Raw genomic sequence first — 21,643 nt, forward strand, 5'->3', positions numbered from 1 at the left:
CCCAATGGCCGCACGGCGCTCTAATTCTCAAAACATAACATCTTGATCATGCCAAAAGGATATTAAAGATTTGCAAGGTTAACTGACGCTATACCACGTCACAATTGGCGCAAGCCGGCTTAATCCGGTAGTAACTTCAGTGTGAGAATTGTTGACCCGCCCCTGATGGAGTAAAAATATTGGTTTCCGTTTCGATTGTCATTCCCGTTCGCAACGGCGAGCGTTACATCGTGGAAGCGATCGAAAGCGTTTTGTCTCAGGGGAAAACCGTTTGCGAAGTGCTCGTCGTCGATGACGGCTCCACCGACACGACGGCGCAAAAGGTGCAAAGTTTCGCCGATCCCCGCGTAAAACTGCTGGCCCGTCCGCAGGGACGGCAGGGCGTTTCCGCCGTGCGCAATTTCGGCCTGTCGCAGGCGCGCGGTGAATGGACGATGTTTCTCGATGCCGACGACCGCGTGAAGCCGGGCGCCATTGCTGCGCTATGCGCCGGCATCTCCGGACCGGATGTCGTTGCTGTCTACGGTGATTATGAGCGCATTGATGAGAATGGTGCTAAGATCGGGCGGCGCAACCTCATCAGACGGCGGGAAAAACCTGATGGTTTCATCCTTCAGCCGCTTTTGGGCGGAAACTTCATCGTCAATGGCGGCATCATGCTGGTCAAGACCCGCATCTTTCAGGATTTTGGCGGTTTCGACGAGACATTGCGTTATGCGGAAGACTGGTATGGCTGGTGCCGGCTGGCTGCCTCCGGCCGTTTCGCCTATCTGCCCGGCCGCCACGTGCTGGATTACCGAGTGCACCGGACGAGCGTGATGATGAACCGCCTTCTGACTTTCCGGGATTGCGAACCGGCGATCGAAGCGGTGTTTTCCGATCCCGCCATCGTCGCCGCCATTGCGCCGCAGGAATTGCGCCGGCTTCGCCGCAAATCCGAAAATCACATGAATGCCTATACCGTGGCGCAGGCCTTTCGCGCCCGGCGCTATCGCGAGGCCTTTTCGGCACTTGCCGATACATTTGTCAATCGCCCGCGCCAAAGCCTGCGCGCCGTCGTTTTTTCCGCCGCAGCCCTTGCCGGAATTTAGGAGTGTCCATGTCCGAAATCATGCCGGAAGCGGTGGTGTGCATTCCGAGTTTCCGCAGGCCGGCAGGTTTGCAGAAGACGCTGAACTCGCTGGCAGCCCAGAAGGTCGATTTCCCCTTCGCCATCGTCGTCGTCGATAATGATGGCGCGGGCCAGGCGGGGCTGGCCGTCGCGCGCGCTTTTTTCTCCGAGAGCGGAATGATGGGCCAGACGCTGGTCGAGCCGACGCAGGGCAATTGTTACGCCATCAACACGGCATTCCGCACGGCGCGGCAGAGCTATCCATCCGCGCAGTGGTTTCTGATGATCGATGATGACGAAGCGGCCTCGCCCGTCTGGCTCGCTGAAATGGTCTCTGCCGCAAAATCCTTCGGCGTCGATATCGTCGGCGGGCCGGTCGATCGCGAATTCGATGCGCCCGCACCCAAGGCGGTTCTGGCACACCCGCTGTTCGGCTCCATCGAGGCGCCGACCGGCGTAGTCGATCAAATCCATGGATCCGGCAATTGCCTGATCTCAAGGCGGGTTTTCGAAACGCTGGAAAAGCCGGAATTCGATGTACGGTTCAACTTCCTCGGCGGCGGCGACATGGATTTCTTCACCCGTTGCCGAAAGGCGGGGTTCAAATTCGCCTGGAACGCTCAAGCCCTCATCATCGAATATGTACCGGAAAACCGCATGGCGCCGCGCTGGATCATGGAGCGCTCGCTCCGAACCGGCATCATCAATTACAGCATCGACCGCGCCCGACGCCCCGGCCTGAAGGGCGGGCTGCTGCTTGCCGCCAAAAACGTCGTCAGCCTGTGCCTGTCACTGGTCCGCGCCGTTTCCGCATTCCTGAAAACCGGTGCGCTGCTGCCCGCCACGCATCCACCGCTGATGTCCATCGGCCGCGTCATGGCGAGCCTGGGTATTACGCTCACGCCCTATAAGGCGCCGGCGAAAAAGGCCTGAACGCGGGCTCGTTCCGGCAGTTAATATCAGCTTTTCAGCTCAGGGTTTTTTCCCTGCGCAAAGAGATCCCATTCACATGCCGTTTCTGGGAAGCGAATGACGAAAAAACGGCTGCAAGAATGAGAAGCGGCACAAGAACCGGCCAGAAGAAACAAAGGATGATACCGGTCACCCGGTAAAAGTCCCAATCCTTGTCGCGGCGGGCGCCTTCTATATAGGTCATGGCAAGAGAAGTAACGGTGCCAATCCCATATACGAAAAGAGAAATGGACGTAATTACCATCGCTGTCCTCAATATATTTCTGATTCGAATAAATATGTAATATCCGCTCAGTGTACCGCCGTTACGCCCACTTGCAACGATTTTCGGCGGAAAGACACCTCCACCCCGATACGTTAGAGCGATCTCATATAGCACGGCTCGATCTGATGATTGCATGCGCCGGCAGATGCGCTCACATGATATCGATACTGAACCGGCCAGACGGTCAGGGGCAATTCCGTAAAAAATCAACGAGAATGCGCAGATTTCAGACCTTGCCGGCCCCGAACCCGTAGCGATGCTTCAGCAGCGAATATATGGCAATGGGATTGGTCAGCAGGTAGCGCTTGCCGAGACGCCTCGGCTCAAGCATGGCCCTGTAGAGCCATTCGAGCCCCATATCCTGCATCCATTGTGGCGCCCTGCTGTTCTTGCCCGCGAGAAAATCGAACAGACCGCCGCAGGTCTTGATCACCGCAATGTCGGAAAGCCTGTCGAGATTTCGCGCGACGAAACGTTGCTCCAGCGGTATGCCGAAGCCCACCCAGAGAATATCGGTCTGCGATGCGACGATATCGGCAAGGATCGCCTCTTCGTCGCCCGGTTTGAAATAACCATTGCGACGACCCGCAAAAACAAGCCGTGGATAGAGCTTTTGCATTTCCTCGACCGCCGCGCGGTTCACCTCTTCGGAACCGCCGAGAAAATAGAACCGCGTGCCGGTCGCCTCAGCCCTCCGGGCCACCGCATGAACGAGATCCGTCGTCGCCACACGTTCCCGCAGCGCCCTCACGCAGAACTGGCGGGAAAAGATCACCAGCGACATGCCGTCGGCATGAATCTGGTCCGCCTGCCGCAGCAGTGCTTCGAATTCCTTGTCTTGGTGGCAGAGCGCGATGACCTGACCGTTCGCCGATGTTGAATAAAACGGCTTTGCGCCGGCCGCGCGTCCACGTTCCGCCCGCAGGATAAAATCCTGCGCCGTCTCCTCGATGGTCGCATCGGTGATGGGCAAAGCCGCAAGCGGAACAACCGGCCAGTGTGTGCCAGGCCCTTCCGCATGCGGGACATCTCTCCCTGTCATATTCTGTCCGGTGTCCAAGATAGGCATCGTTTCACTGTTATATTTACGCATAGGATTAAGGTATAAGGCTTCAAACACTACGAATAACTATCATTAATATTCTTATAAATCTGAAGCTTGAATCAAACAATTATACGCCCGGGGGTTGAGTGACCACCCCAACCTCTCCTCCCCCTATTCCGGTTTTGCGGCTGATGGGTTAAGGGACGACGAAACCACACCATAGAAAAGGTCCCGGCCATGGAAACCATATCGATCGACAACCGCGGCGATTTCGGCCTTTGGGCCATCGGACGGGCAAAGGAAATCGTCGCCAACGAGGCGTCCGATCTTGCCGTTTCGGTCCGTGACGGCGACGAGACCGGCATTCGCGATGCGGGTAATGCGCTGGGTGCTGCCATCGCCGCCGCCCTGCTCGAGGTCTATGACGGCCTGATGTCCGAGGAATAAGCGCGCGCGGTCGCAGCCCTCAGGCGTAGCGTTCCGCGTGATCTGTCCGGCGCAGAAAACCCAAAAGCCCAAGTGCGATGGCAATTCCGAGACCAAGGAACAGACCGCCCACGCCACCGGCAATCAGGAAGATAAGCTTGCCGGGCGGCCAGCTTCTGGAATTGGGCGCCACCGGCTGCGAAATCACCCGCACATTGGTGGAATCGATTGTCTGCTGCTCGGCGATCTGGCGTGAGCGATTGAGATAGGTCTCATAGATCGCCGCGGCCGAGTTGGCGTCTCGCTCCAGATCACGCAGTCGCACCTGCGCCTCATTGTCGGTGAAGACGTTGGCGCGTTCCGCAACCGCCTTCAACCGCAGGGCATCAAGCGAGGAGCGGGCCTCGGCGACATTGGTCTTGGCCGCCAGCAGAATCCGCTGCGCCTCATCCGCAATGCCGCGTTCCAGCATGTCGCGTTCCGCCCCCGCCGTCGCCAGACGCGGATGGCGGGCACCATAGGTCAGCGTCATCGCCCCGATCTGCTGCTGCAAGGTGCTGTATTGCGCACGGATGGTGTTCATGGTCTGGCTGTCGAAGATCGCGTCGCTCTGGGTGCGGTTCTGGGCAATCGCCGCCTGCATCTGCTTGAGGCGCGACTCCTCCTGAATGACGCGCTGCTGCGCGGCAAGAACCTGCGCATTCAGCTCGCCGGACGCCAGATTGCTGACCAGCTGGCCGTTATTCTCCTGCAGGCCATTTTCGCGTCGGAAATCGGCGACGCGCTTTTCGGCAATCGTCACGTTCTGGCGCATTTCCTCAAGCCGCTTCTTGAGATCATCGACGATACGCAGGCTGCTGTCGGAGGTCGTCTGGAACAACTCGCTTTCGAAAGCCTTCACCATCGCCTTCGAGACTGTCACGGATTTGTCCGGATCATTGGTCCAGACAGCAAGCGTCACCACGAAGGAACGCGGATCACGTTCCGCCGCAACCCGTTCGCCCAGCGAACGAAGCGCGCCGACCTTGTTGTCACCATCTTCCGGCTTCGGTGAAAAAAATGCTTTCAGCCGCGCAAGAGGCGGTGGGGATATGAATTCCGGGTCCTCATCCAGTTTCAGCTCGTCCACCACCCGCGCCAGCACGTTGCGCGACGTGACGGTGCGCAGCTTGCTCTCCACTTCGAGAATCTGGGTGTCGCGCTGCTGGTTGGGCGAAAACACCCCGTCACTGACGACATTTAGGTTGGAGGGGTTGACGACGATATCCGTATAGGCGGTGTAACGCGGCGGCGTCATATAGGCATAGGCGAGTGCGGCGGCGACGCAGAGAATGATCGCAAGCACAATCCAGACGATCCCGGCACGCAGCCAGCCGAGTACCTCGTCCACACCGATCCGGTCGATATATTTCAGGCCCGGCAGCGTGGCCGCGAGACTGTTGCTTGGCGAGGCCGGCCTTGTGGGCTTTTCAGCCGGAGTGGGTTCGGCAATGGCAGCCGCCGGCTTCGGCTCAAGATGCTCTTTCAGCACCGTGCGCTCGAAAACCTCATCCTCATCCACCAGATCGTCCAGCAGGGAACCGTGGGGTCTGGCGGCGGGCGCCGCTTTTTCATCCAGCGGACGTGCCTGCTTATGTCCCGCCTTTTGAAGCCTGTACATCAGCCAATCCAACTTGAACGAACCACAAAAAAGGCCTGCAACCGATGGTTTTCATCGTCGCCAGAACCACTATTAACCGGCAAGTCTAGATATAACGGGTGAATTTTAGGTTACCCGCATCATCCCCGCCATCATCACCTATTCGCCGCGTCCATGAAAGAGACGATTGACTTGAATGGATCGATACGGTTCTTTCTGGCGTTATATTTTTGTATTATCCATTTGAACCTCAAAGATTTTATCGAAACGGAGTTTGGCATGAGCCTGAAATTTGGAACGAGCGGCCTTCGCGGCCTGTCTGTCGATCTGAAAGGAAAGTCCTCGGCCGTCTACGCAACGGCATTTGCAAGGCACCTTCTCACATCGGGTCAGGCAAAGGCGGGCGACCCCATTCTCGTCGCCCGCGATTTCCGCGATTCGAGCCCGGATGTTTCCGCAACCTGTATCGCCGCGCTGAAAAAGGCCGGCCTCACACCGCTCGATTGCGGCACGGTGCCGACACCGGCACTGGCGCTTTACGGACTTTCCCGCAAGGCCGGCGCGCTGATGATAACCGGTTCGCATATTCCGGCCGACCGCAACGGCATCAAATTCTACCGCCCGGACGGCGAAATCGACAAACAGGACGAAACGGCGATCGCCGCACTCGCAGCCGAAGTCGAGGCTGAAGGGATTAACGAAGAGGCCGCAACGGCGGACGACCATTCCGCAATTGCAGCCGAACTCTTTTATGAACGCAACGCCGCACTCCTGCCGGAAAAGGCGCTGTCGGGCCTGAAGATCGGCGTTTACCAGCACAGCACGGTGGCGCGCGATCTCTTCGTCAATGTTCTCGCCCACTATGGCGCCGAAGTCGTGTCGCTCGGCCGTTCCGAGACCTTCATTCCGGTCGATACCGAGGCGGTCTCCCCGGAAACGCTGGAGCTTCTCAAAAAATGGGCGCCGGAACACGGCCTCGATGCCATCGTTTCCGCCGATGGTGACGGCGACCGGCCCCTGCTTGCCGATGAAAACGGCGTGCCGCTGCGCGGCGACCTGATCGGATTGATCACGGCGAATTTTCTCGATGCCGGCGTGGTCGTCACCCCCGTCACCTCCAATTCCGGCATTGAGGCGAGCGGTTCGTTCAAGGTCATCCGCACCAGGGTCGGTTCGCCTTTCGTGATCGCCGGCATGGCACAGGCCCTTGCCGAAGGAAACAATGGCGTCATGGGCTTCGAGGCCAATGGCGGCCTTCTGACGGCCTCCACCTTCACATTGAACGGCAAACCGCTATCGCCCCTGCCGACGCGGGACAGCTTCCTGCCCATCCTCGCCGTATTGCTTCTCTCCGCCGAGCAGAAAAAGCCGCTATCGCAGATTGCCGCTGCCTATAACCTGCCGGTCGCGGCTGCGGATCGTCTGGAAAACTTTGCGCAGGAAAAAAGTGCTGCCCTGATGACGCATCTGCGCGCCTCGCGGGACAACCTCGAAACCTTCCTCGCCCCCGTCGGCACGGTCAAGGCGCTGAGCGACATTGACGGCCTGCGCGTGGCCCTGACGGACGGCAGCACCATCCATTTCCGCCCTTCCGGCAATGCTCCGGAAATGCGCTGCTACGTCGAGGCCGCCAATCAGGACGAAGCCGAAACGCTGCTCAGCAAGGGCCTCGATCTCATCCGCAACTTTGGATGAGTGGATGGCGCTGAACGCTTGAAGCGGACGGCCACCATGAATGTCCCAGTGTCGCAAATGTCGCATCCCGTCTTTGCCTGTTGCTCTTCCCGCTCCGGAAAGCGATAAGGGCCGCAGGGTTCAAGGAGGCGGGATGTGAGCGGCGAGACCATTACCCTTTATGAAGCGATAGGTGGCGATGCCACAGTCAGAGCACTGACCCGGCGCTTCTACGAATTGATGGACACCCTGCCAGAGGCGGCGCATTGCCGCGCCATCCATCCAGCCGATCTTTCCGGCAGCGAAAGCAAGTTCTACGATTATCTGACCGGATATCTTGGCGGACCGCCGGTCTATGTCGAAAAACACGGCCACCCGATGTTGCGCAGGCGCCATTTCGTGGCCCCTATCGGACCCGCCGAGCGGGACGAATGGCTGCTCTGCTTTCGCCGCGCAATGGATGAGACCATCGACAACCCAAAGCTCAGGGACATCATCTGGGGACCGGTGGAGCGGCTGGCCTTTCACATGCAAAATCAGGAAGCGAATAACCCATGACGACGGAAAGATTGCGCGCCTTCATTTTGCTGCTGGGCGGCCTTTTGGGTGCCGCCGGCGTCATGCTTGCCGCCGCCGCCACCCATACCGGCGAAACCTATATGCTGGGGAACGCCTCGGCCATGGCGCTCGCCCATGCGCCGGTGCTCGTGGCACTGCATATCGGCGCGGACCGCATCAGAACCGCCATTCCGGCAGGGCTGATTCTTGGCTTCGGCACGGCGGTTTTTGTTGGTGATCTCGTCACCAGACATTTTTCCGGTCACAGCCTGTTTCCCTACGCGGCCCCCTTGGGTGGCCTCGGCATGATCGCGGGATGGCTGGTGCTCTGCGCCGGTGCATTTTTGAAGCCGAGGGGCTGAATCGGCATCAACGTCGTTTCCAGCGAAACGACAGGATGTTGCGGCCACGTTGAGCCGCCTCACCTATCTCGAACAACGGCTTTTCGCCCGGCTGGCGGGTGCGCAGATAGGGAAAAGCCAGCACATTGCCGCCGTCAGCTGCGGCGCGGTTGCGCCGCTCGCGTTCGCCGACGACTTCATACATCTCCGTCAGGGCCGGATCGGCGCCCTGTTCGGCCATCTTGTGCAGCTCCACGCGGCAGGCCTCAGCCACCGCCTGCTCTGCATCCTTGAAATTATTGCGCTCGTCGCTCATCGTTCGAGGTCCGTTCATTCATCGTCTGCAGCGCCCGCTCCAGACTGGATTTGCTGCCATTGCGCAGCGGAATGAACGTCTTGCCGAATTTCTTGCAACCGGACTTCACCCGCAGACACGCATCGTGGCTGATACAGTCGATCGGGCAGAAAACGCAGTCGACGGAGGGAAGAACCGTGTCGATACGCGAGACCGCCTCACGCAATCCGCCATCGTGATGGATAAGCTCGGCGCCGAAATTGCTGGCGATCTGGCGAAGATGGGCAACCTGACAGTCACGACCGCCAACATAAAGAAAGCTCTTCGGACCGGAAAGCTGCTGTTCGGCCACATCCTTTTCAGGTTGAGGCGCGCCCTTGCCCTGCTTGCCGCCGCGTTCGGCTTTCTTCTTTTCCTTGCGTGCCATTCCCTCACCTGCCGGTTGATTTTTTCATGCCCCGACGTTCGGGATGCCGGCACCATAATAAAGATGAGTTTTGGAGTAAAGTATAAAGGTGATAATTTTCCTCATGTTTTGACATAAAGAATCGATCACATATTCGCGAGAACCTCACCAAATCAGTTGTTGATCTTCAATCCGCCCATGAAAAGCTGCTCCAGGTGCCGGGCTGCATCCTCAAACCGGCCTTCGCCACCGTTCTTGTCGCCCAGCACGGCCCGCACCTGCACGTCGAAATCCGCATAGTGCTGCGTGGTCGACCAGATAGAGAAAATCAGGTGATAGGGATCGCATTTCGCCATCCGCCCGGCCTTGATCCAGACGCGGATCACCTCCGCCTTTTCATCCACCAGTTGCTTCAGCGGACCCTTCAGCTCATCCTCGATATGTGGCGCGCCCTGCAGGATTTCATTGGCAAACAGGCGGCTCTCGCGCGGAAAATCGCGCGACATTTCCAGCTTGCGGCGAATATAGGAGCGGATTTCGCTCTCAGGATTGCCCTCGGCATCGAAAGCCCTGAGCGGATCCAGCCAGGTATCCAGCACCCGCTCGATCAACGCGCGATGCATCGCCTCCTTGGTGCGGAAATAATAAAGCACGTTCGGTTTCGACATGCCGGCCGCCTCGGCAATCTGGTCGATGGTGGAACCGCGAAAGCCGTTGGTGGAAAACACACTCAGCGCGGCCTCAAGAATCGCTTCCTGCTTTTCTTCCTGGATGCGGGTCCGCTTCTGTGTTTTCGCTGCGCGCGGTATGGCCATACTCTGCTCTCTGTGTTTCTTTTCGGTGCAATTGCCGCTACAGTATGCTTAAAAAATAATCGCCGCGTACAGTTTAGGCAAAATTAGTGCGATTCGTCACGAAAATCCCTTGCTGACGTCATGGCGAATTTGCAATGTTTACCAGCCGGTCAATTTATCCACCATCGCCATCACAAGGCAATGGCTGTTATCTTAACCGGCAAAAACGGGAACGGCACAAGCTTTGCTTCGATAAAAACAAAACAGGTGAGGACAACACTTCATGGCAGCGGGTAAGAACTTGACGGTCAATGGCGACCGTCTGTGGGACAGTCTGATGGACATGGCGAAAATCGGCCCCGGCATTGCCGGCGGCAATAATCGCCGCACGCTGACGGATGAAGATGCTGAAGGCCGCAGCCTGTTCAAGAGCTGGTGCGACGCGGCCGGCCTGACGATGGGCGTCGACAAGATGGGCACCATGTTCGCCACCCGCCCCGGCGAGGACCCTGACGCACTACCGGTCTATATCGGCAGCCATCTCGACACCCAGCCGACCGGCGGCAAGTTCGATGGCGTTCTCGGTGTGCTGGCTGGACTGGAAGTCGTGCGAAGCCTGAACGATCTCAACATAAAAACGAAACACCCTGTTGTCGTCACCAACTGGTCCAACGAGGAAGGGGCGCGCTTTGCCCCGGCCATGCTGGCTTCCGGCGTCTTCGCCGGCATTCACGATCTCGATTACGCCTATAGCCGCACCGATACCGACGGCAAGACCTATGGCGACGAGCTGAAGCGCATCGGCTGGCTGGGTGAGGAAGAGGTGGGCGCCCGCAAGATGCACGCCTATTTCGAATATCATATCGAACAGGGGCCGATCCTCGAGGCGGAAGACAAGCAGATCGGCGTCGTTACCCATGGTCAGGGCCTGTGGTGGCTGGAAGTGACGCTGACAGGCAAGGAAGCGCATACCGGCTCGACGCCGATGGCCATGCGCGTCAATGCCGGCCTCGCCGCCGCCCGCATCCTTGAAAAGGTGCAGGAAGTGGCGATGGCCCACCAGCCGGGCGCCGTCGCCGGCGTCGGCCAGATGATCTTCACTCCCAATTCCCGCAATGTCCTGCCCGGCAAGGTGGTTTTCACCATCGACCTCAGAACCCCCTCGCAGGCGAAACTCGACAACATGCGCGCCATCTTCGAACGCGAGGTGCCCGTTATCGCCGAAGAACTCGGCGTCGGCTGCTCAATCGAGGCCATCGGCCATTTCGATCCCGTCGCCTTCGATCCGGTGCTGGTGGGCCGCGTGCGCGCTGCTGCCGAAAAACTCGGCTACAGCCATATGGACATCATCTCCGGCGCCGGCCATGATGCCTGCTGGACGGCAAGGGTCGCACCCTCCACCATGATCTTCTGCCCCTGCGTGGACGGTCTTTCCCACAACGAAGCCGAAGACATCTCCTCCGAATGGGCCGCCGCGGGCTGCGACGTACTGCTGCATGCCGTGCTGGAAACTGCGGAGATCGTGCAATGACCGCCACCATCATCAAGAACGGCACCATCGTCACCGCCGACCTGACCTACAAGGCCGATGTTAAAATCGAAGGCGGCAAGATCACCGAGATCGGACCCGATCTGACCGGCGGCACAGTGCTCGATGCCACGGGATGTTACGTCATGCCTGGCGGCATCGATCCGCATGTGCACCTGGAAATGCCCTTCATGGGTACCTATTCCGCCGATGATTTCGAGAGTGGCACGCGTGCCGCCCTTGCCGGCGGCACGACCATGGTGGTGGATTTTTGTCTGCCCGATCCCGGCCAGTCGCTGCTCGATGCCCTGCAAAGATGGGACAACAAGGCAACGCGCGCCAACTGCGATTATTCCTTCCACATGGCCGTTACCTGGTGGGGCGAGCAGGTCTTCAACGAGATGAAGACTGTGGTTCAGGAAAAGGGCATCAATTCGTTCAAGCACTTCATGGCCTACAAGGGCGCGTTGATGGTGAATGACGACGAGATGTTCGCCTCCTTCTCGCGCTGCGCCGAGCTTGGCGCCATTCCCTTCGTGCATGCGGAAAACGGCGATATCGTCGCGCAGATGCAGGAAAAGCTGATGGCGGAAGGCAATGTCGGGCCGGAAGCGCATGCCTATTCCCGGCCGCCCTCCGTCGAAGGTGAGGCCACCAACCGCGCCATCATCATCGCCGATATGGCCGGTGCGCCGCTTTATGTCGTTCATACATCCTGCGAGCAGGCACATGAAGCCATCCGCCGTGCGCGTCAGAACGGCATGCGCGTTTATGGCGAACCGCTTGTCCAGCACCTGATCCTAGACGAGAGCGAATATACCAATGCCGACTGGGACCATGCTGCCCGCCGGGTCATGTCGCCACCCTTCCGCAACCGCCAGCATCAGGACAGCCTCTGGGCGGGTCTCGCCTCCGGCTCGCTGCAATGCGTGGCAACCGACCATTGCGCCTTCACCACCGACCAGAAACGCTTCGGCATCGGTGATTTCCGCAAGATCCCCAATGGCACCGGCGGGCTTGAAGATCGCATGCCGCTGCTCTGGACACATGGCGTGGCGACGGGGCGGCTGACGATGAACGAATTCGTCGCCGTCACCTCCACCAACATTGCGAAAATCCTCAACATCTATCCGAAAAAGGGCGCGATCCTCGTCGGCAGCGATGCCGATATCGTCGTCTGGGATCCGGCGCGGGAAAAGACCATCCGCGCGGCAAACCAGCAATCGGCCATCGATTACAACGTGTTCGAAGGACAGAAGGTCAAGGGCCTACCGCGCTTCACCCTGTCGCGCGGCATCGTCAGCATCGAGGAAAGCACGGTCAAGACGCAGGAAGGTCACGGCACGTTCGTCGCCCGTGATCCCTATCCCGCCGTCAGCAAGGCGCTGTCCACATGGAAAGAGCTCGTCGCGCCACGCAAGGTGGAACGCAGCGGCATTCCGGCATCGGGTGTATGACCTTGAGCACCGATCCGAAACGCGAAATCGTCATCGCTGCCGCCGTTCTCCTGAATGCGCGGCGGCAAATGCTTGTCGTGCGCAAGCGCGGCACCACGCAATTCATGCAGCCGGGCGGCAAGATCGATCCGGGTGAAACGCCGGAGCAGGCGCTTCACCGTGAACTTGCCGAGGAAATCGGCCTCACGCTTCCTGAAAATGCCGCGCGATATGAGGGCATCTTTCGGGAGGAGGCCGCCAATGAGACAGGGGTGGAGGTCGTGGCCCATGCCTTCGTCGCCCAACTGAATACCGACGTTGCCCCGCGGGCGGAGATAGAGGAGGTGCGCTGGCTCGATCTGGATGCCGCCTCCAATCTGCCGATCGCCAAACTCACGGAAACACGTATGCTGCCGCTGGCACGCGCAGCCCTGACGGAAAGTGGAAACAAGCCACGATGAACCAAGCCTCGTCCTATTCCGTCGTTTCCGCCAGAAATCTCGGCCTCACCTTCGAAACCGGCGATGGCCCGGTGCACGCGCTTTCCAATGTCGATCTGGAAGTGGGCAAGGGCGAGTTCGTCTCCTTCATCGGCCCTTCCGGCTGCGGTAAAACCACGTTCCTGCGGGTGATCGCCGATCTCGAAAAGCACACATCCGGCGATATCACCGTCAATGGCACCACGCCGGAAAACGCCCGCAAGGACCGGTCCTACGGCTATGTCTTTCAGGCCGCCGCACTCTATCCCTGGCGGACCATCGAAAAGAACATTGCGCTGCCGCTCGAAATCATGGGCTATACGAAGGCGGAACAGAGAGAGCGCATCAACCGCACGCTCGATCTCGTCAATCTCAGCGGTTTCAGCAAGAAATACCCATGGCAGCTTTCCGGCGGCATGCAGCAGCGCGCCTCCATCGCCCGCGCGCTGGCCTTCGATGCCGACCTGCTGTTGATGGACGAACCCTTCGGCGCACTGGACGAGATCGTCCGCGACCATCTGAACGAGCAACTGCTGAAACTGTGGGATACGACCGGCAAGACCATCTGCTTCGTCACCCACTCCATCCCGGAAGCCGTTTATCTCTCGACCAAGATCGTCGTGATGTCGCCACGGCCCGGCCGGGTGACGGATATCATCGAATCCACGCTGCCAAGGGAAAGGCCGCTTGAGATCAGGGAGACGCCGGAATTTCTGGCGATTGCGCATCGCGTGCGTGAGGGGTTGAAGGCGGGGCATAGCTATGAGGGGTGAGGTCAGCGCCAGCATTACCCCCGTCTGCCCTGCCGGGCATCTCCCCCACAAGGAGGGAGATCGGCAAGACGTGCTAGCATCGCTTCAATCTCAGGCTTCGAGATGGGCGAAACATCACCTCATATCGATCTCCCCCCTTGTGGGGGAGATGTCCGGCAGGACAGAGGGGGGTAACCCCCAACTACCGAGGGCGCCGCAATGACCCTCCTCCGCCACCGCGTCCTCCCCATCCTCACCGTCCTCCTCGCCATCCTCATCGTCTGGCACCTTTCTGTCATCTACCTCAACATGCCCTTCGTCCGCGATCAGGCAAACCGCGCCGGCCAGACGCCGAGCTTCATGGAGCTTCTGCCGCAGACCTTCGCACAGGAGCGCCCGGTTCTCCCCGCCCCGCACCAGATCATCGCGGAACTGTGGGACACCACCGTCAACAAGGCGATCACCTCCAAGCGCAGCCTCGTTTATCACGCAGGCGTCACGCTTTCGGCCACGCTCCTCGGTTTCGCCATCGGCGCGGTGCTCGGCATCCTGCTTGCCGTCGCCATCATCCACAACCGCGCCATGGACCGCTCGGTCATGCCGTGGATCATCGCCAGCCAGACAATCCCCATCCTTGCCGTCGCGCCGATGATCATCGTCGTTCTGAATTCCATCGGCATTTCCGGGCTGTTGCCGAAGGCGCTGATTTCCACCTATCTCTCGTTCTTCCCGATTGTCGTCGGCATGGTGAAGGGCCTCAGAAGCCCCGAAACCATCCAGCTCGACCTGATGCACACCTATAATGCCTCGCCCGCACAAATCTTCTGGAAGCTGCGCTGGCCGTCTGCCCTGCCCTATCTCTTCACCTCGCTGAAGATCGCCATCGCGATTGCGCTGGTGGGGGCCATCGTCGGCGAATTGCCGACGGGCGCTGTCGCTGGCCTCGGTGCGCGTCTGCTCTCCGGCTCCTATTACGGCCAGACGGTGCAGATATGGGCAGCGCTGTTCATGGCCGCCGGTGTGGCCGCCATTCTGGTCTCGATCATCGGCATCGCCCACGCAGCCGTCCTCAAGAGAATGGGAGCGCGGCCATGACAAATCCCGTCTGGTTTATTGGCGCGATCCTGTTGTGGCTTGCCGCCTGGGCCTCCAATGAATGGCTGGTGCGCCACACCTTCGCATCACAGGCGGCAAAGCGAATGAGCCGCATGGCCGTGCCGCTTCTCTTCGGGCTGGCCATTCTCGCGCTATGGGAAGGTGTGGTGCGCGGCTTCTCCGTCCCGCCCATCCTGCTGCCTGCCCCGAGCGCCATCCTCGCCCGCCTTCTCGGCTCGCTACCGATCCTCTGGGCGGATTTCCGCCAGACCTTCCTCAAATCGGTGCTGACAGGTTATGTGCTCGGCTGCGGCCTCGGTTTCATCGTCGCCATCCTCATCGATCGTTCGCCCTTCCTCCAGCGCGGGCTGCTGCCCATCGGCAATTTCGTCTCCGCTTTGCCTGTGGTCGGCATCGCGCCGATCATGGTCATGTGGTTCGGCTTCGACTGGCAGTCGAAAGTGGCTGTCGTCGTCATCATGACGTTTTTCCCGATGCTGGTGAACACGGTTCAAGGGCTTGCCGCCTCCAGCCACATGGAACGCGACCTGATGCGCACCTATGCCGCAGGCTGGGGGCAGACGTTGCTGAAACTGCGCCTGCCCGCCGCCTGGCCCTTCATCTTCAACGCGCTGAAGATCAATTCCACACTGGCGCTGATCGGCGCCATCGTCGCGGAATTCTTCGGCACGCCCATCGTCGGCATGGGTTTCCGCATCTCGGCGGAAATGGGCCGCAGCAATGTCGATATGGTCTGGGCAGAAATCGCTGTAGCGGCGCTCGCAGGCTCAGGATTTTACGGTCTGGTGGCGCTCATCGAGCGCGCCGTCACCTTCTGGCATCCGTCCGTCCGTGGGGGACGAACGTAAATAACGAAAAAGGGAACAGCGATGAAAATGAAACTTGCCTCCATGCTTCTTGCCGGCGCGTCACTTCTGAGCGCATTTGAGGCTCAGGCGGCCGACAAGATCACCCTGCAGCTGAAATGGGTCACCCAGGCGCAGTTCGCCGGTTATTACGTCGCCAAGGACAAGGGCTTTTATGAAGCCGAAGGCCTCGATGTCGATATCAAGCCGGGCGGACCGGATATTGCGCCTGCGCAGGTTCTGGCCGGCGGTGGCGCGGATGTGATCGTCGACTGGATGCCATCGGCACTCGCCACCCGCGAAAAGGGCGTGCCGCTCGTCAACATCGCCCAGCCGTTCAAAACATCAGGCATGATGCTGACCTGCCTCAAGGAAACCGGCATTACCAAGCCGGAAGATTTCAAGGGCAAGACGCTCGGCGTCTGGTTCTTCGGCAACGAATATCCGTTCCTGTCGTGGATGGCGCACCTGAAAATCCCGACCACCGGCGGCGCGGATGGCGTCACCGTCCTCAAGCAGGGTTTCAACGTCGATCCGCTGCTGCAAAAGCAGGCCGCCTGCATTTCCACCATGACCTATAATGAATACTGGCAGGTCATTGATGCCGGCATCAAGCCGGAGGAACTCGTCACCTTCAAATATGAGGACGAAGGCGTCGCAACGCTGGAGGACGGGCTCTATGTTCTCGAAGACAAGCTGAAGGACGCCAAGTTCAAGCAAGACATGGTCAAATTTGTCCGCGCTTCCATGAAGGGCTGGAAGTGGGCGGAAGAACACCCTGACGATGCAGCAGGTATCGTTCTTGAAAATGACGCCTCCGGCGCCCAGACCGAAAAGCACCAGAAGCGCATGATGGGCGAAGTCGCCAAGCTGACCGCCGGCTCGAAGGGCGCGCTGGACAAGGCGGACTACGAGCGCACCGTCAAGACGCTGCTCGGCGGCGGTTCCGATCCCGTCATCACCAAGGAGCCGACAGGCGCCTACACCACCGAAATCACCGATGCGGCGCTGAAATAGTCACGTCGAAGCCGAAAACATGGAAACGCGCGGCCATCGCCGCGCGTTTTTTTGCGTGCTGGTGACCCGTTTGATGAATTACAACACTCTGCCATATACAAAAATGTATATCAACCCTCGAGGCTATGCGGATTGATTTGTATAACAACAACAATTAGAGTCCCCGCCAACAAGACTGCCGAATTTGATCTTGTAAAAAAGCACGAGGCAAAGGTGCTTAAGATTCGCGTTGAGGGGCGTTTGAATCGGGAGGATCGAGAAGGAAGTATTGTGATCCCTTGTTTCACATTCGTTGCCGCATGACCTTTTAAAACACGCCTTCAGGCTGAAGGACATGCGATCGAATATTGCGCGAGCCAAGACACATGCAGCATAAAGTCACGTTTAACCGCTTTGTTTTCCTTCTTCTTTCCGCAACGGCCCTGCCATTTTCGGCCGTGGCCGAGGGAGAAGTGCCGGAACCGGTCAAACAGCAGAACCTGCCTTCCATCATCGTCGCGCATGCCGCAACACGCGATCTCGTGGACCGCATCATCGCCACCGGCACCATCAGGCCCGTGGACGAAATTTATGTACAGCCGCTGGTCGACGGCCTGTCGATCGACGAACTGAACGTCGATATCGGCGACAGGGTCGAGGCCAATGCGGTTCTGGCCGTGCTTTCCTCGGACAGTCTTCTCCTGCAAAAAAGCCAGCTTGAGGCCAACAGGGCCAAGGCGCAGGCCGCCGTTGCGCAATCCAAGGCGCAGGTTCTGGAGGCTGAGGCCAACAAGGCCGATGCCCTTCGCCAGCGCGACCGCGCCGCCAAGCTCGGCCAGAGCGGTTCCGGTTCCGTCTCCGAGACGGAAAAGACCGAGGCCGCTGCCCAGGTTGCGCAGGCACGTCTTGATGCCGCCAAACAGACCGTTTCCGCCGGAGAGGCAGACATCAAGGTCGTGGACGCGCAGATCGACGACATCAATCTGAAACTGACGCGCACGGGTGTGAAAACCCCCGTCACCGGCATCGTTTCCGCCAAGAATGCCAAAGTCGGCGCCATCGCCAGCGGCGCCGGAAACCCGCTTTTCACGATCATCAAGGACGGCGCGATCGAGCTCGTCGCCGATCTTTCCGAGACCGACATCCAGCGGGTGAAGGTCGGCCAGAAAGCTTTCTTGACGGTTGCCGGCGGAGCCCAAAAAATTGAGGGCAAGGTGCGTCTCGTCTCGCCGACTGTCGATCCGGCAACGCGCCTCGGTTCCGTGCATGTGGTGCTGCCGACGGACAGCCCGGCGCGGTCGGGCATGTATGCCAGCGCGGAGATCATCGTAAAAGAGACGAACGCGCTTGCCCTGCCGCTTTCGGCCGTCACCTCCGGGCGTGAAGGCTCAACCACCCGCAAGGTGGAAGGCGACATCGTCAAGCAGGTGAAGATCGAGACCGGCATTGAAGACAGCGGTTTCATCGAGATTGTCAGCGGACTTGCCGCTGGTGACAAGGTTGTCGAGAAAGCTGGAGCATTCGTGCGTGATGGTGACCGGATAAGACCGGTGGAAGCCCAGACGGCTGCGTCCAACTGACTGAGGGAATGAAATGAACTTCTCCGCATGGTCAATCCGTAACCCGATTGCGCCGCTTCTCGGCTTCGCGCTTTTGATGTTCCTCGGCATTCAGGCCTTCAACGCCCTGCCGATCACCCGTTTCCCGAATATCGACGTTCCCGTCGTTGCCGTTACCGTGACCCAGAGCGGCGCTTCGCCGTCCGAGCTGGAAATGCAGGTGACGAAGGAGATCGAAGACGCTGTCGCCGCCATCAGCGGCGTCGACGAAATCCAGTCGACCGTCACCGACGGACAGTCGCTGACGACCGTTGTCTTCCGCATCGAAAAGCCGACGGAAGAGGCGGTTCAGGACGTCAAGGACGCCATCGACAAGATCCGCAGCGATCTGCCGTCCGATATCGAAGTGCCTGTTGTCAGCAAGATCGACGTGGAAGGCCAGGCAATTCAGACCTTTGCCGTCTCCTCGCCGAACATGACGCTGGAAGAACTGTCCTGGTTCGTGGATGACACCATCAAGCGTTCGCTGCAGGGCAAGTCCGGCATCGGCAAGGTCGACCGTTACGGCGGCGCCGACCGCGAAGTGCGCGTTTCGCTCAGCCCCGAAAAGCTCGACGCCTACGGCATCACCGCAAGCGAAGTGAACGGCCAGCTGCGCGGCACCAATATCGACCTCGGCTCCGGCCGCGGCCAGGTTGGCGGCAACGAACAGACGATCCGCACGCTCGGCGACACCCGCGACGTCACCCAGCTTGCCAACACAACCATCGCGCTCTCCAATGGCCGTTTCGTGAAGCTCGCCGAACTCGGCACCGTCACGGACACCTATGAGGAGCAGAAGTCCTTCTCGCGCTTCAACGGCAACCCCGCCGTTACCTTTGCGGTGTTCCGCTCCAAGGGCGCCAGCGAGGTTTCGGTCGCCAAAACCGTGGCTGAAAGCCTCGATCAGGTCCGCAAGGACCATCCCGACGTCGCGATCCAGATGGTCGATGACGCCGTCTACTTCACCTATGGCAACTATACGGCAGCGCTCGATACGCTGATCGAAGGCGCGGTCCTCGCCGTCATCGTGGTTCTGCTGTTCCTCAGGAACTGGCGCGCTACCCTGATTGCCGCCGTGGCCCTGCCGCTCTCCGCGATCCCGACATTCTGGATCATGGACATCATGGGCTTCTCGCTTAACCTCGTCAGCTTCCTCGCATTGACGCTCGCCACGGGTATTCTCGTGGACGACGCCATCGTGGAAATCGAGAACATCGCCCGCCACATCAAGATGGGCAAGACGCCGTATCGCGCATCGCTGGAAGCCGCAGACGAAATCGGCCTTGCCGTCATCGCCACCAGCTTCACCATCATCGCCGTCTTCGTGCCCGTGTCGTTCATGCCCGGCATTCCCGGCCAGTACTTTATCCAGTTCGGTCTGACGGTCGCGTTCTCGGTGTTCTTCTCGCTGGCGGTCGCCCGTCTCATCACGCCCCTGATGGCCGCCTACCTGATGCGCGCCGAAGACGCGATGGACGACCATGCCGACAATGACGGCTGGCTGATGAAAGCCTATACGCGCATGGTTTCCGCCACCACCTCCAAATGGTGGGCGCGTTACCTGACGCTGGTCGGCGCCATCGGCTTCCTCATTGCTTCCGTCATGCTTCTAAGCCAGGTGCCGGGCAGCTTCCTGCCGCCGGACGACGCCTCGCGCGTGACGCTTTCGGTGGAACTGCCGCCCAATGCGACGCTGGACGAGACAGATCGAACGACGACAGAAATCTTCCACGCCATCCGCGATATCAACGGTGTGGAAAGCGTCTTCATCCTCGGCGGCGCCTCGCCCAAGGGCGATCTGGAGCTTCGCCGCGCCACCGTCAACGTCATTCTCCAGCATATCGACCATTCGCTGCTCAAGCTGGTGGTCAATAAGGGGCTGGGTTCCATTCCGCTTATCGGCCAATATCTTCCGAAGGTGGAAGAAAAGGGCCGTGTCCGTCCGCAGTGGGATGTGGAGCGGGATATCTTCGCCAAGGTCCACAGCATTCCGGATGTGCGTATCATCAAGCTGAACGACCGCGCGGAACGCGAACTGAGCTTCAACTTCCTCTCGTCCAACGAAAAGGATCTGAACGACGCTGTCGGCATTCTCGAAAGCCGCCTGCGCGCCTCGCCCATCCTTGCCAATGTCAGCTCGGAGGGAGCGCTTCCCCGTCCTGAACTGCAGATCCGCCCGCGCAAGGACGAGATCGCCCGCCTCGGCATCACGCCGCAGCAGATTTCGCAGACGGTGCGTGTCGCCACCATCGGTGACATCGACGCACAGTTGACGAAAATCTCGCTGGACGACCGGCAGATCCCGATCCGCGTGCAGGCATCCATCGATACCCGCCGTGACCTCGCCACCATCCGCGCGCTGAAGATCAAGACCGCATCCGGTTCGCTGGTGCCGCTCTACAGTGTTGCCGATATCGACTATTCGGAAGGTCCAAGCTCGATCAAGCGCAACGACCGCAACCGCGTCGTCTCCATCGGCTCCGATGTACCGTTCGGCACGGCACTCGATACATCGACGGCGGAGTTCAAGCGGATCGTTTCGGAAACCGAACTGCCGGCAAGCGTTCGCCTTGCCGAAAGCGGTGATGCCAAGGTGCAGGGCGAAATGCAGCAGGGCTTCGTCAACGCCATGTTGCTCGGCCTGCTGCTGGTGCTGGTGGTGCTTATCCTTCTGTTCAAGGATATCATCCAGCCCTTCACCATCCTGTTCTCACTGCCGCTCGCCATTGGCGGCGTGGCCGTGGCGCTCATCATCACGCAGAACGCGCTTTCCATGCCCGTTCTCATCGGCATTCTGATGCTGATGGGTATCGTGACGAAAAACGCCATCCTGCTGGTGGACTTCGCCATTGAAATGCGCCGGCACGGCATGGAACGGGTGCATGCCATGGTGGAGGCCGGCCGCAAGCGCGCCCGCCCGATCATCATGACCTCGATCGCCATGTCGGCGGGCATGTTGCCCTCGGCACTTGGCGTCGGCGAAGGCGGCTCCTTCCGCGCGCCGATGGCGATTGCGGTGATCGGTGGCATCATCGTCTCCACGGTGCTGTCCCTGATCGTGGTCCCCGCCTTCTTCCTGATCATGGATGATCTGTCGCGCCTGCTCGCCCACCTCTTCGGCCGCTTCGTCGGCAAGAAGGAAGAGGAGGAAGAGTCGCTATCCAACGAAAAACTTTCGGAGATCGCCCGCGAAAACAGCCTGGCGCTCTCCTCGCTGGAAGCGCGCGTTGCCGGAATGGAAAAAGGCTCCGGTGAAAAATCCGGTGACAAGGGCAGCAATATATTGCGGCTGCCGCCGCTCGCCGCCGAGTGAAAGTTGAAACGCCGGGTCCAGTACCCGGCGTTTCCTTTTGTGGTGAGTTTG

19 protein-coding genes and 1 pseudogene are annotated in these 21,643 nt (G+C 59.6%); 15 read left to right on the top strand and 5 right to left on the bottom strand.

All coding sequences use genetic code 11. The features are described 5' to 3' along the window. The first annotated feature begins 179 nt into the window (after positions 1 to 179). Together uppH and uppJ are read left to right on the top strand one after the other, a co-directional pair. On the top strand, positions 180 to 1,091 hold the full coding sequence (gene uppH / locus CRO62_RS15155) for a polysaccharide biosynthesis endo-1,4-beta-xylanase UppH (protein WP_013636689.1): 912 nt from the start codon (positions 180 to 182) through the stop codon (positions 1,089 to 1,091). Positions 1,092 to 1,099: 8 nt separating this feature from the next. After that, entirely contained in the window at positions 1,100 to 2,044 is a 945-nt protein-coding gene (gene uppJ / locus CRO62_RS15160) for a polysaccharide biosynthesis UDP-hexose transferase UppJ (protein WP_097100777.1), read from the top strand. Between the two features lie 530 nt (positions 2,045 to 2,574). Here the strand turns inward: uppJ and uppL are convergent. Then, the gene (uppL, locus tag CRO62_RS15170) at positions 2,575 to 3,390 is read right to left on the bottom strand and encodes a polysaccharide biosynthesis UDP-hexose transferase UppL (RefSeq protein WP_097103036.1); all 816 of its coding nucleotides are present in this window, start codon (positions 3,388 to 3,390) and stop codon (positions 2,575 to 2,577) included. A 240-nt stretch (positions 3,391 to 3,630) separates the two neighbouring features. Between uppL and CRO62_RS27225 the strand changes: the two genes are divergently transcribed. After that, positions 3,631 to 3,840 (top strand): hypothetical protein, encoded by a 210-nt coding sequence (locus CRO62_RS27225; protein WP_179784534.1) that lies wholly within the window; start codon positions 3,631 to 3,633, stop codon positions 3,838 to 3,840. A gap of 19 nt (positions 3,841 to 3,859) precedes the next feature. Here CRO62_RS27225 and uppM read toward each other — a convergent pair whose 3' ends face one another. Further along, on the bottom strand, positions 3,860 to 5,479 hold the full coding sequence (gene uppM, locus CRO62_RS15180) for a polysaccharide biosynthesis protein UppM (RefSeq protein WP_179784535.1): 1,620 nt from the start codon (positions 5,477 to 5,479) through the stop codon (positions 3,860 to 3,862). Between the two features lie 258 nt (positions 5,480 to 5,737). Between uppM and uppO the strand changes: the two genes are divergently transcribed. The 3 genes from uppO to CRO62_RS15200 all read left to right on the top strand — a co-directional run bounded on the left by uppO (position 5,738) and on the right by CRO62_RS15200 (position 8,052). Next, the gene (gene uppO, locus CRO62_RS15190; RefSeq protein ID WP_097103041.1) at positions 5,738 to 7,153 is read left to right on the top strand and encodes a polysaccharide biosynthesis phosphomannomutase UppO; all 1,416 of its coding nucleotides are present in this window, start codon (positions 5,738 to 5,740) and stop codon (positions 7,151 to 7,153) included. A 135-nt stretch (positions 7,154 to 7,288) separates the two neighbouring features. After that, complete coding sequence (locus CRO62_RS15195) at positions 7,289 to 7,690, top strand: group II truncated hemoglobin (RefSeq protein WP_097100778.1); 402 nt, start codon at positions 7,289 to 7,291, stop codon at positions 7,688 to 7,690. Further along, on the top strand, positions 7,687 to 8,052 hold the full coding sequence (locus CRO62_RS15200; RefSeq protein WP_097100779.1) for a DUF423 domain-containing protein: 366 nt from the start codon (positions 7,687 to 7,689) through the stop codon (positions 8,050 to 8,052). The genes CRO62_RS15195 and CRO62_RS15200 overlap by 4 nt, the downstream gene beginning before the upstream one ends. A 7-nt stretch (positions 8,053 to 8,059) precedes the next feature. Here CRO62_RS15200 and CRO62_RS15205 read toward each other — a convergent pair whose 3' ends face one another. From CRO62_RS15205 to CRO62_RS15215, 3 genes and pseudogenes are all read right to left on the bottom strand, one after another. After that, entirely contained in the window at positions 8,060 to 8,347 is a 288-nt protein-coding gene (locus tag CRO62_RS15205; protein WP_097100780.1) for a hypothetical protein, read from the bottom strand. Further along, positions 8,328 to 8,651 (bottom strand): annotated as a pseudogene (locus CRO62_RS15210) (DUF2325 domain-containing protein); the annotation flags it as partial. The gene CRO62_RS15205 and the pseudogene CRO62_RS15210, both read right to left, overlap by 20 nt. A gap of 254 nt (positions 8,652 to 8,905) precedes the next feature. Continuing rightward, entirely contained in the window at positions 8,906 to 9,547 is a 642-nt protein-coding gene (locus CRO62_RS15215; RefSeq protein WP_003513869.1) for a TetR family transcriptional regulator C-terminal domain-containing protein, read from the bottom strand. Positions 9,548 to 9,809: 262 nt separating this feature from the next. Here CRO62_RS15215 and CRO62_RS15220 point away from each other — a divergent pair, with 262 nt between their 5' ends. The 9 genes from CRO62_RS15220 to CRO62_RS15265 all read left to right on the top strand — a co-directional run bounded on the left by CRO62_RS15220 (position 9,810) and on the right by CRO62_RS15265 (position 21,592). Continuing rightward, entirely contained in the window at positions 9,810 to 11,057 is a 1,248-nt protein-coding gene (locus tag CRO62_RS15220) for a Zn-dependent hydrolase (RefSeq protein ID WP_097100782.1), read from the top strand. After that, the gene (gene hydA / locus CRO62_RS15225; protein WP_097100783.1) at positions 11,054 to 12,511 is read left to right on the top strand and encodes a dihydropyrimidinase; all 1,458 of its coding nucleotides are present in this window, start codon (positions 11,054 to 11,056) and stop codon (positions 12,509 to 12,511) included. The genes CRO62_RS15220 and hydA overlap by 4 nt, the downstream gene beginning before the upstream one ends. Beyond that, on the top strand, positions 12,508 to 12,951 hold the full coding sequence (locus tag CRO62_RS15230; protein WP_179784536.1) for an NUDIX hydrolase: 444 nt from the start codon (positions 12,508 to 12,510) through the stop codon (positions 12,949 to 12,951). The genes hydA and CRO62_RS15230 overlap by 4 nt, the downstream gene beginning before the upstream one ends. Then, on the top strand, positions 12,948 to 13,742 hold the full coding sequence (locus CRO62_RS15235; protein ID WP_097100784.1) for an ABC transporter ATP-binding protein: 795 nt from the start codon (positions 12,948 to 12,950) through the stop codon (positions 13,740 to 13,742). The genes CRO62_RS15230 and CRO62_RS15235 overlap by 4 nt, the downstream gene beginning before the upstream one ends. A 198-nt stretch (positions 13,743 to 13,940) precedes the next feature. Continuing rightward, complete coding sequence (locus tag CRO62_RS15245) at positions 13,941 to 14,816, top strand: ABC transporter permease (protein WP_038491990.1); 876 nt, start codon at positions 13,941 to 13,943, stop codon at positions 14,814 to 14,816. Further along, the gene (locus CRO62_RS15250) at positions 14,813 to 15,685 is read left to right on the top strand and encodes an ABC transporter permease (RefSeq protein WP_097100785.1); all 873 of its coding nucleotides are present in this window, start codon (positions 14,813 to 14,815) and stop codon (positions 15,683 to 15,685) included. Before CRO62_RS15245 ends, CRO62_RS15250 begins: the two co-directional genes overlap by 4 nt. A 21-nt stretch (positions 15,686 to 15,706) precedes the next feature. After that, positions 15,707 to 16,699: an ABC transporter substrate-binding protein gene (locus CRO62_RS15255; RefSeq protein WP_003513879.1), complete on the top strand. Its 993-nt coding sequence runs from the start codon at positions 15,707 to 15,709 to the stop codon at positions 16,697 to 16,699. 365 nt (positions 16,700 to 17,064) lie between these two features. Continuing rightward, positions 17,065 to 18,258 carry an efflux RND transporter periplasmic adaptor subunit gene (locus tag CRO62_RS15260; RefSeq protein WP_097100786.1) on the top strand — a complete coding sequence of 398 codons (1,194 nt, stop codon included), beginning with the start codon at positions 17,065 to 17,067 and terminating at the stop codon, positions 18,256 to 18,258. Between the two features lie 13 nt (positions 18,259 to 18,271). After that, positions 18,272 to 21,592, top strand: a complete 3,321-nt coding sequence (locus CRO62_RS15265) for an efflux RND transporter permease subunit (RefSeq protein WP_097100787.1) — start codon at positions 18,272 to 18,274, stop codon at positions 21,590 to 21,592. Positions 21,593 to 21,643 lie beyond the last annotated feature (51 nt).

It is taken from the genome of Rhizobium sp. AN6A (assembly GCF_900215635.1).
Taxonomy (GTDB): Bacteria; Pseudomonadota; Alphaproteobacteria; order Rhizobiales; family Rhizobiaceae; genus Agrobacterium; species Agrobacterium tumefaciens.

Bases quoted from the DNA above. Each gene is read 5' to 3' on its own strand.
- uppJ (WP_097100777.1), top strand. From the start codon at position 1,100: ATGTCCGAAATCATGCCGGAAGCGGTGGTGTGCATTCCGAGTTTCCGC.
- uppL (WP_097103036.1), bottom strand. From the start codon at position 3,390: ATGACAGGGAGAGATGTCCCGCATGCGGAAGGGCCTGGCACACACTGG.
- CRO62_RS27225 (WP_179784534.1), top strand. From the start codon at position 3,631: ATGGAAACCATATCGATCGACAACCGCGGCGATTTCGGCCTTTGGGCC.
- uppM (WP_179784535.1), bottom strand. From the start codon at position 5,479: ATGTACAGGCTTCAAAAGGCGGGACATAAGCAGGCACGTCCGCTGGAT.
- uppO (WP_097103041.1), top strand. From the start codon at position 5,738: ATGAGCCTGAAATTTGGAACGAGCGGCCTTCGCGGCCTGTCTGTCGAT.
- CRO62_RS15200 (WP_097100779.1), top strand. From the start codon at position 7,687: ATGACGACGGAAAGATTGCGCGCCTTCATTTTGCTGCTGGGCGGCCTT.
- CRO62_RS15205 (WP_097100780.1), bottom strand. From the start codon at position 8,347: ATGAGCGACGAGCGCAATAATTTCAAGGATGCAGAGCAGGCGGTGGCT.
- CRO62_RS15215 (WP_003513869.1), bottom strand. From the start codon at position 9,547: ATGGCCATACCGCGCGCAGCGAAAACACAGAAGCGGACCCGCATCCAG.
- CRO62_RS15220 (WP_097100782.1), top strand. From the start codon at position 9,810: ATGGCAGCGGGTAAGAACTTGACGGTCAATGGCGACCGTCTGTGGGAC.
- hydA (WP_097100783.1), top strand. From the start codon at position 11,054: ATGACCGCCACCATCATCAAGAACGGCACCATCGTCACCGCCGACCTG.
- CRO62_RS15230 (WP_179784536.1), top strand. From the start codon at position 12,508: ATGACCTTGAGCACCGATCCGAAACGCGAAATCGTCATCGCTGCCGCC.
- CRO62_RS15235 (WP_097100784.1), top strand. From the start codon at position 12,948: ATGAACCAAGCCTCGTCCTATTCCGTCGTTTCCGCCAGAAATCTCGGC.
- CRO62_RS15245 (WP_038491990.1), top strand. From the start codon at position 13,941: ATGACCCTCCTCCGCCACCGCGTCCTCCCCATCCTCACCGTCCTCCTC.
- CRO62_RS15250 (WP_097100785.1), top strand. From the start codon at position 14,813: ATGACAAATCCCGTCTGGTTTATTGGCGCGATCCTGTTGTGGCTTGCC.
- CRO62_RS15255 (WP_003513879.1), top strand. From the start codon at position 15,707: ATGAAAATGAAACTTGCCTCCATGCTTCTTGCCGGCGCGTCACTTCTG.
- CRO62_RS15260 (WP_097100786.1), top strand. From the start codon at position 17,065: ATGCAGCATAAAGTCACGTTTAACCGCTTTGTTTTCCTTCTTCTTTCC.
- CRO62_RS15265 (WP_097100787.1), top strand. From the start codon at position 18,272: ATGAACTTCTCCGCATGGTCAATCCGTAACCCGATTGCGCCGCTTCTC.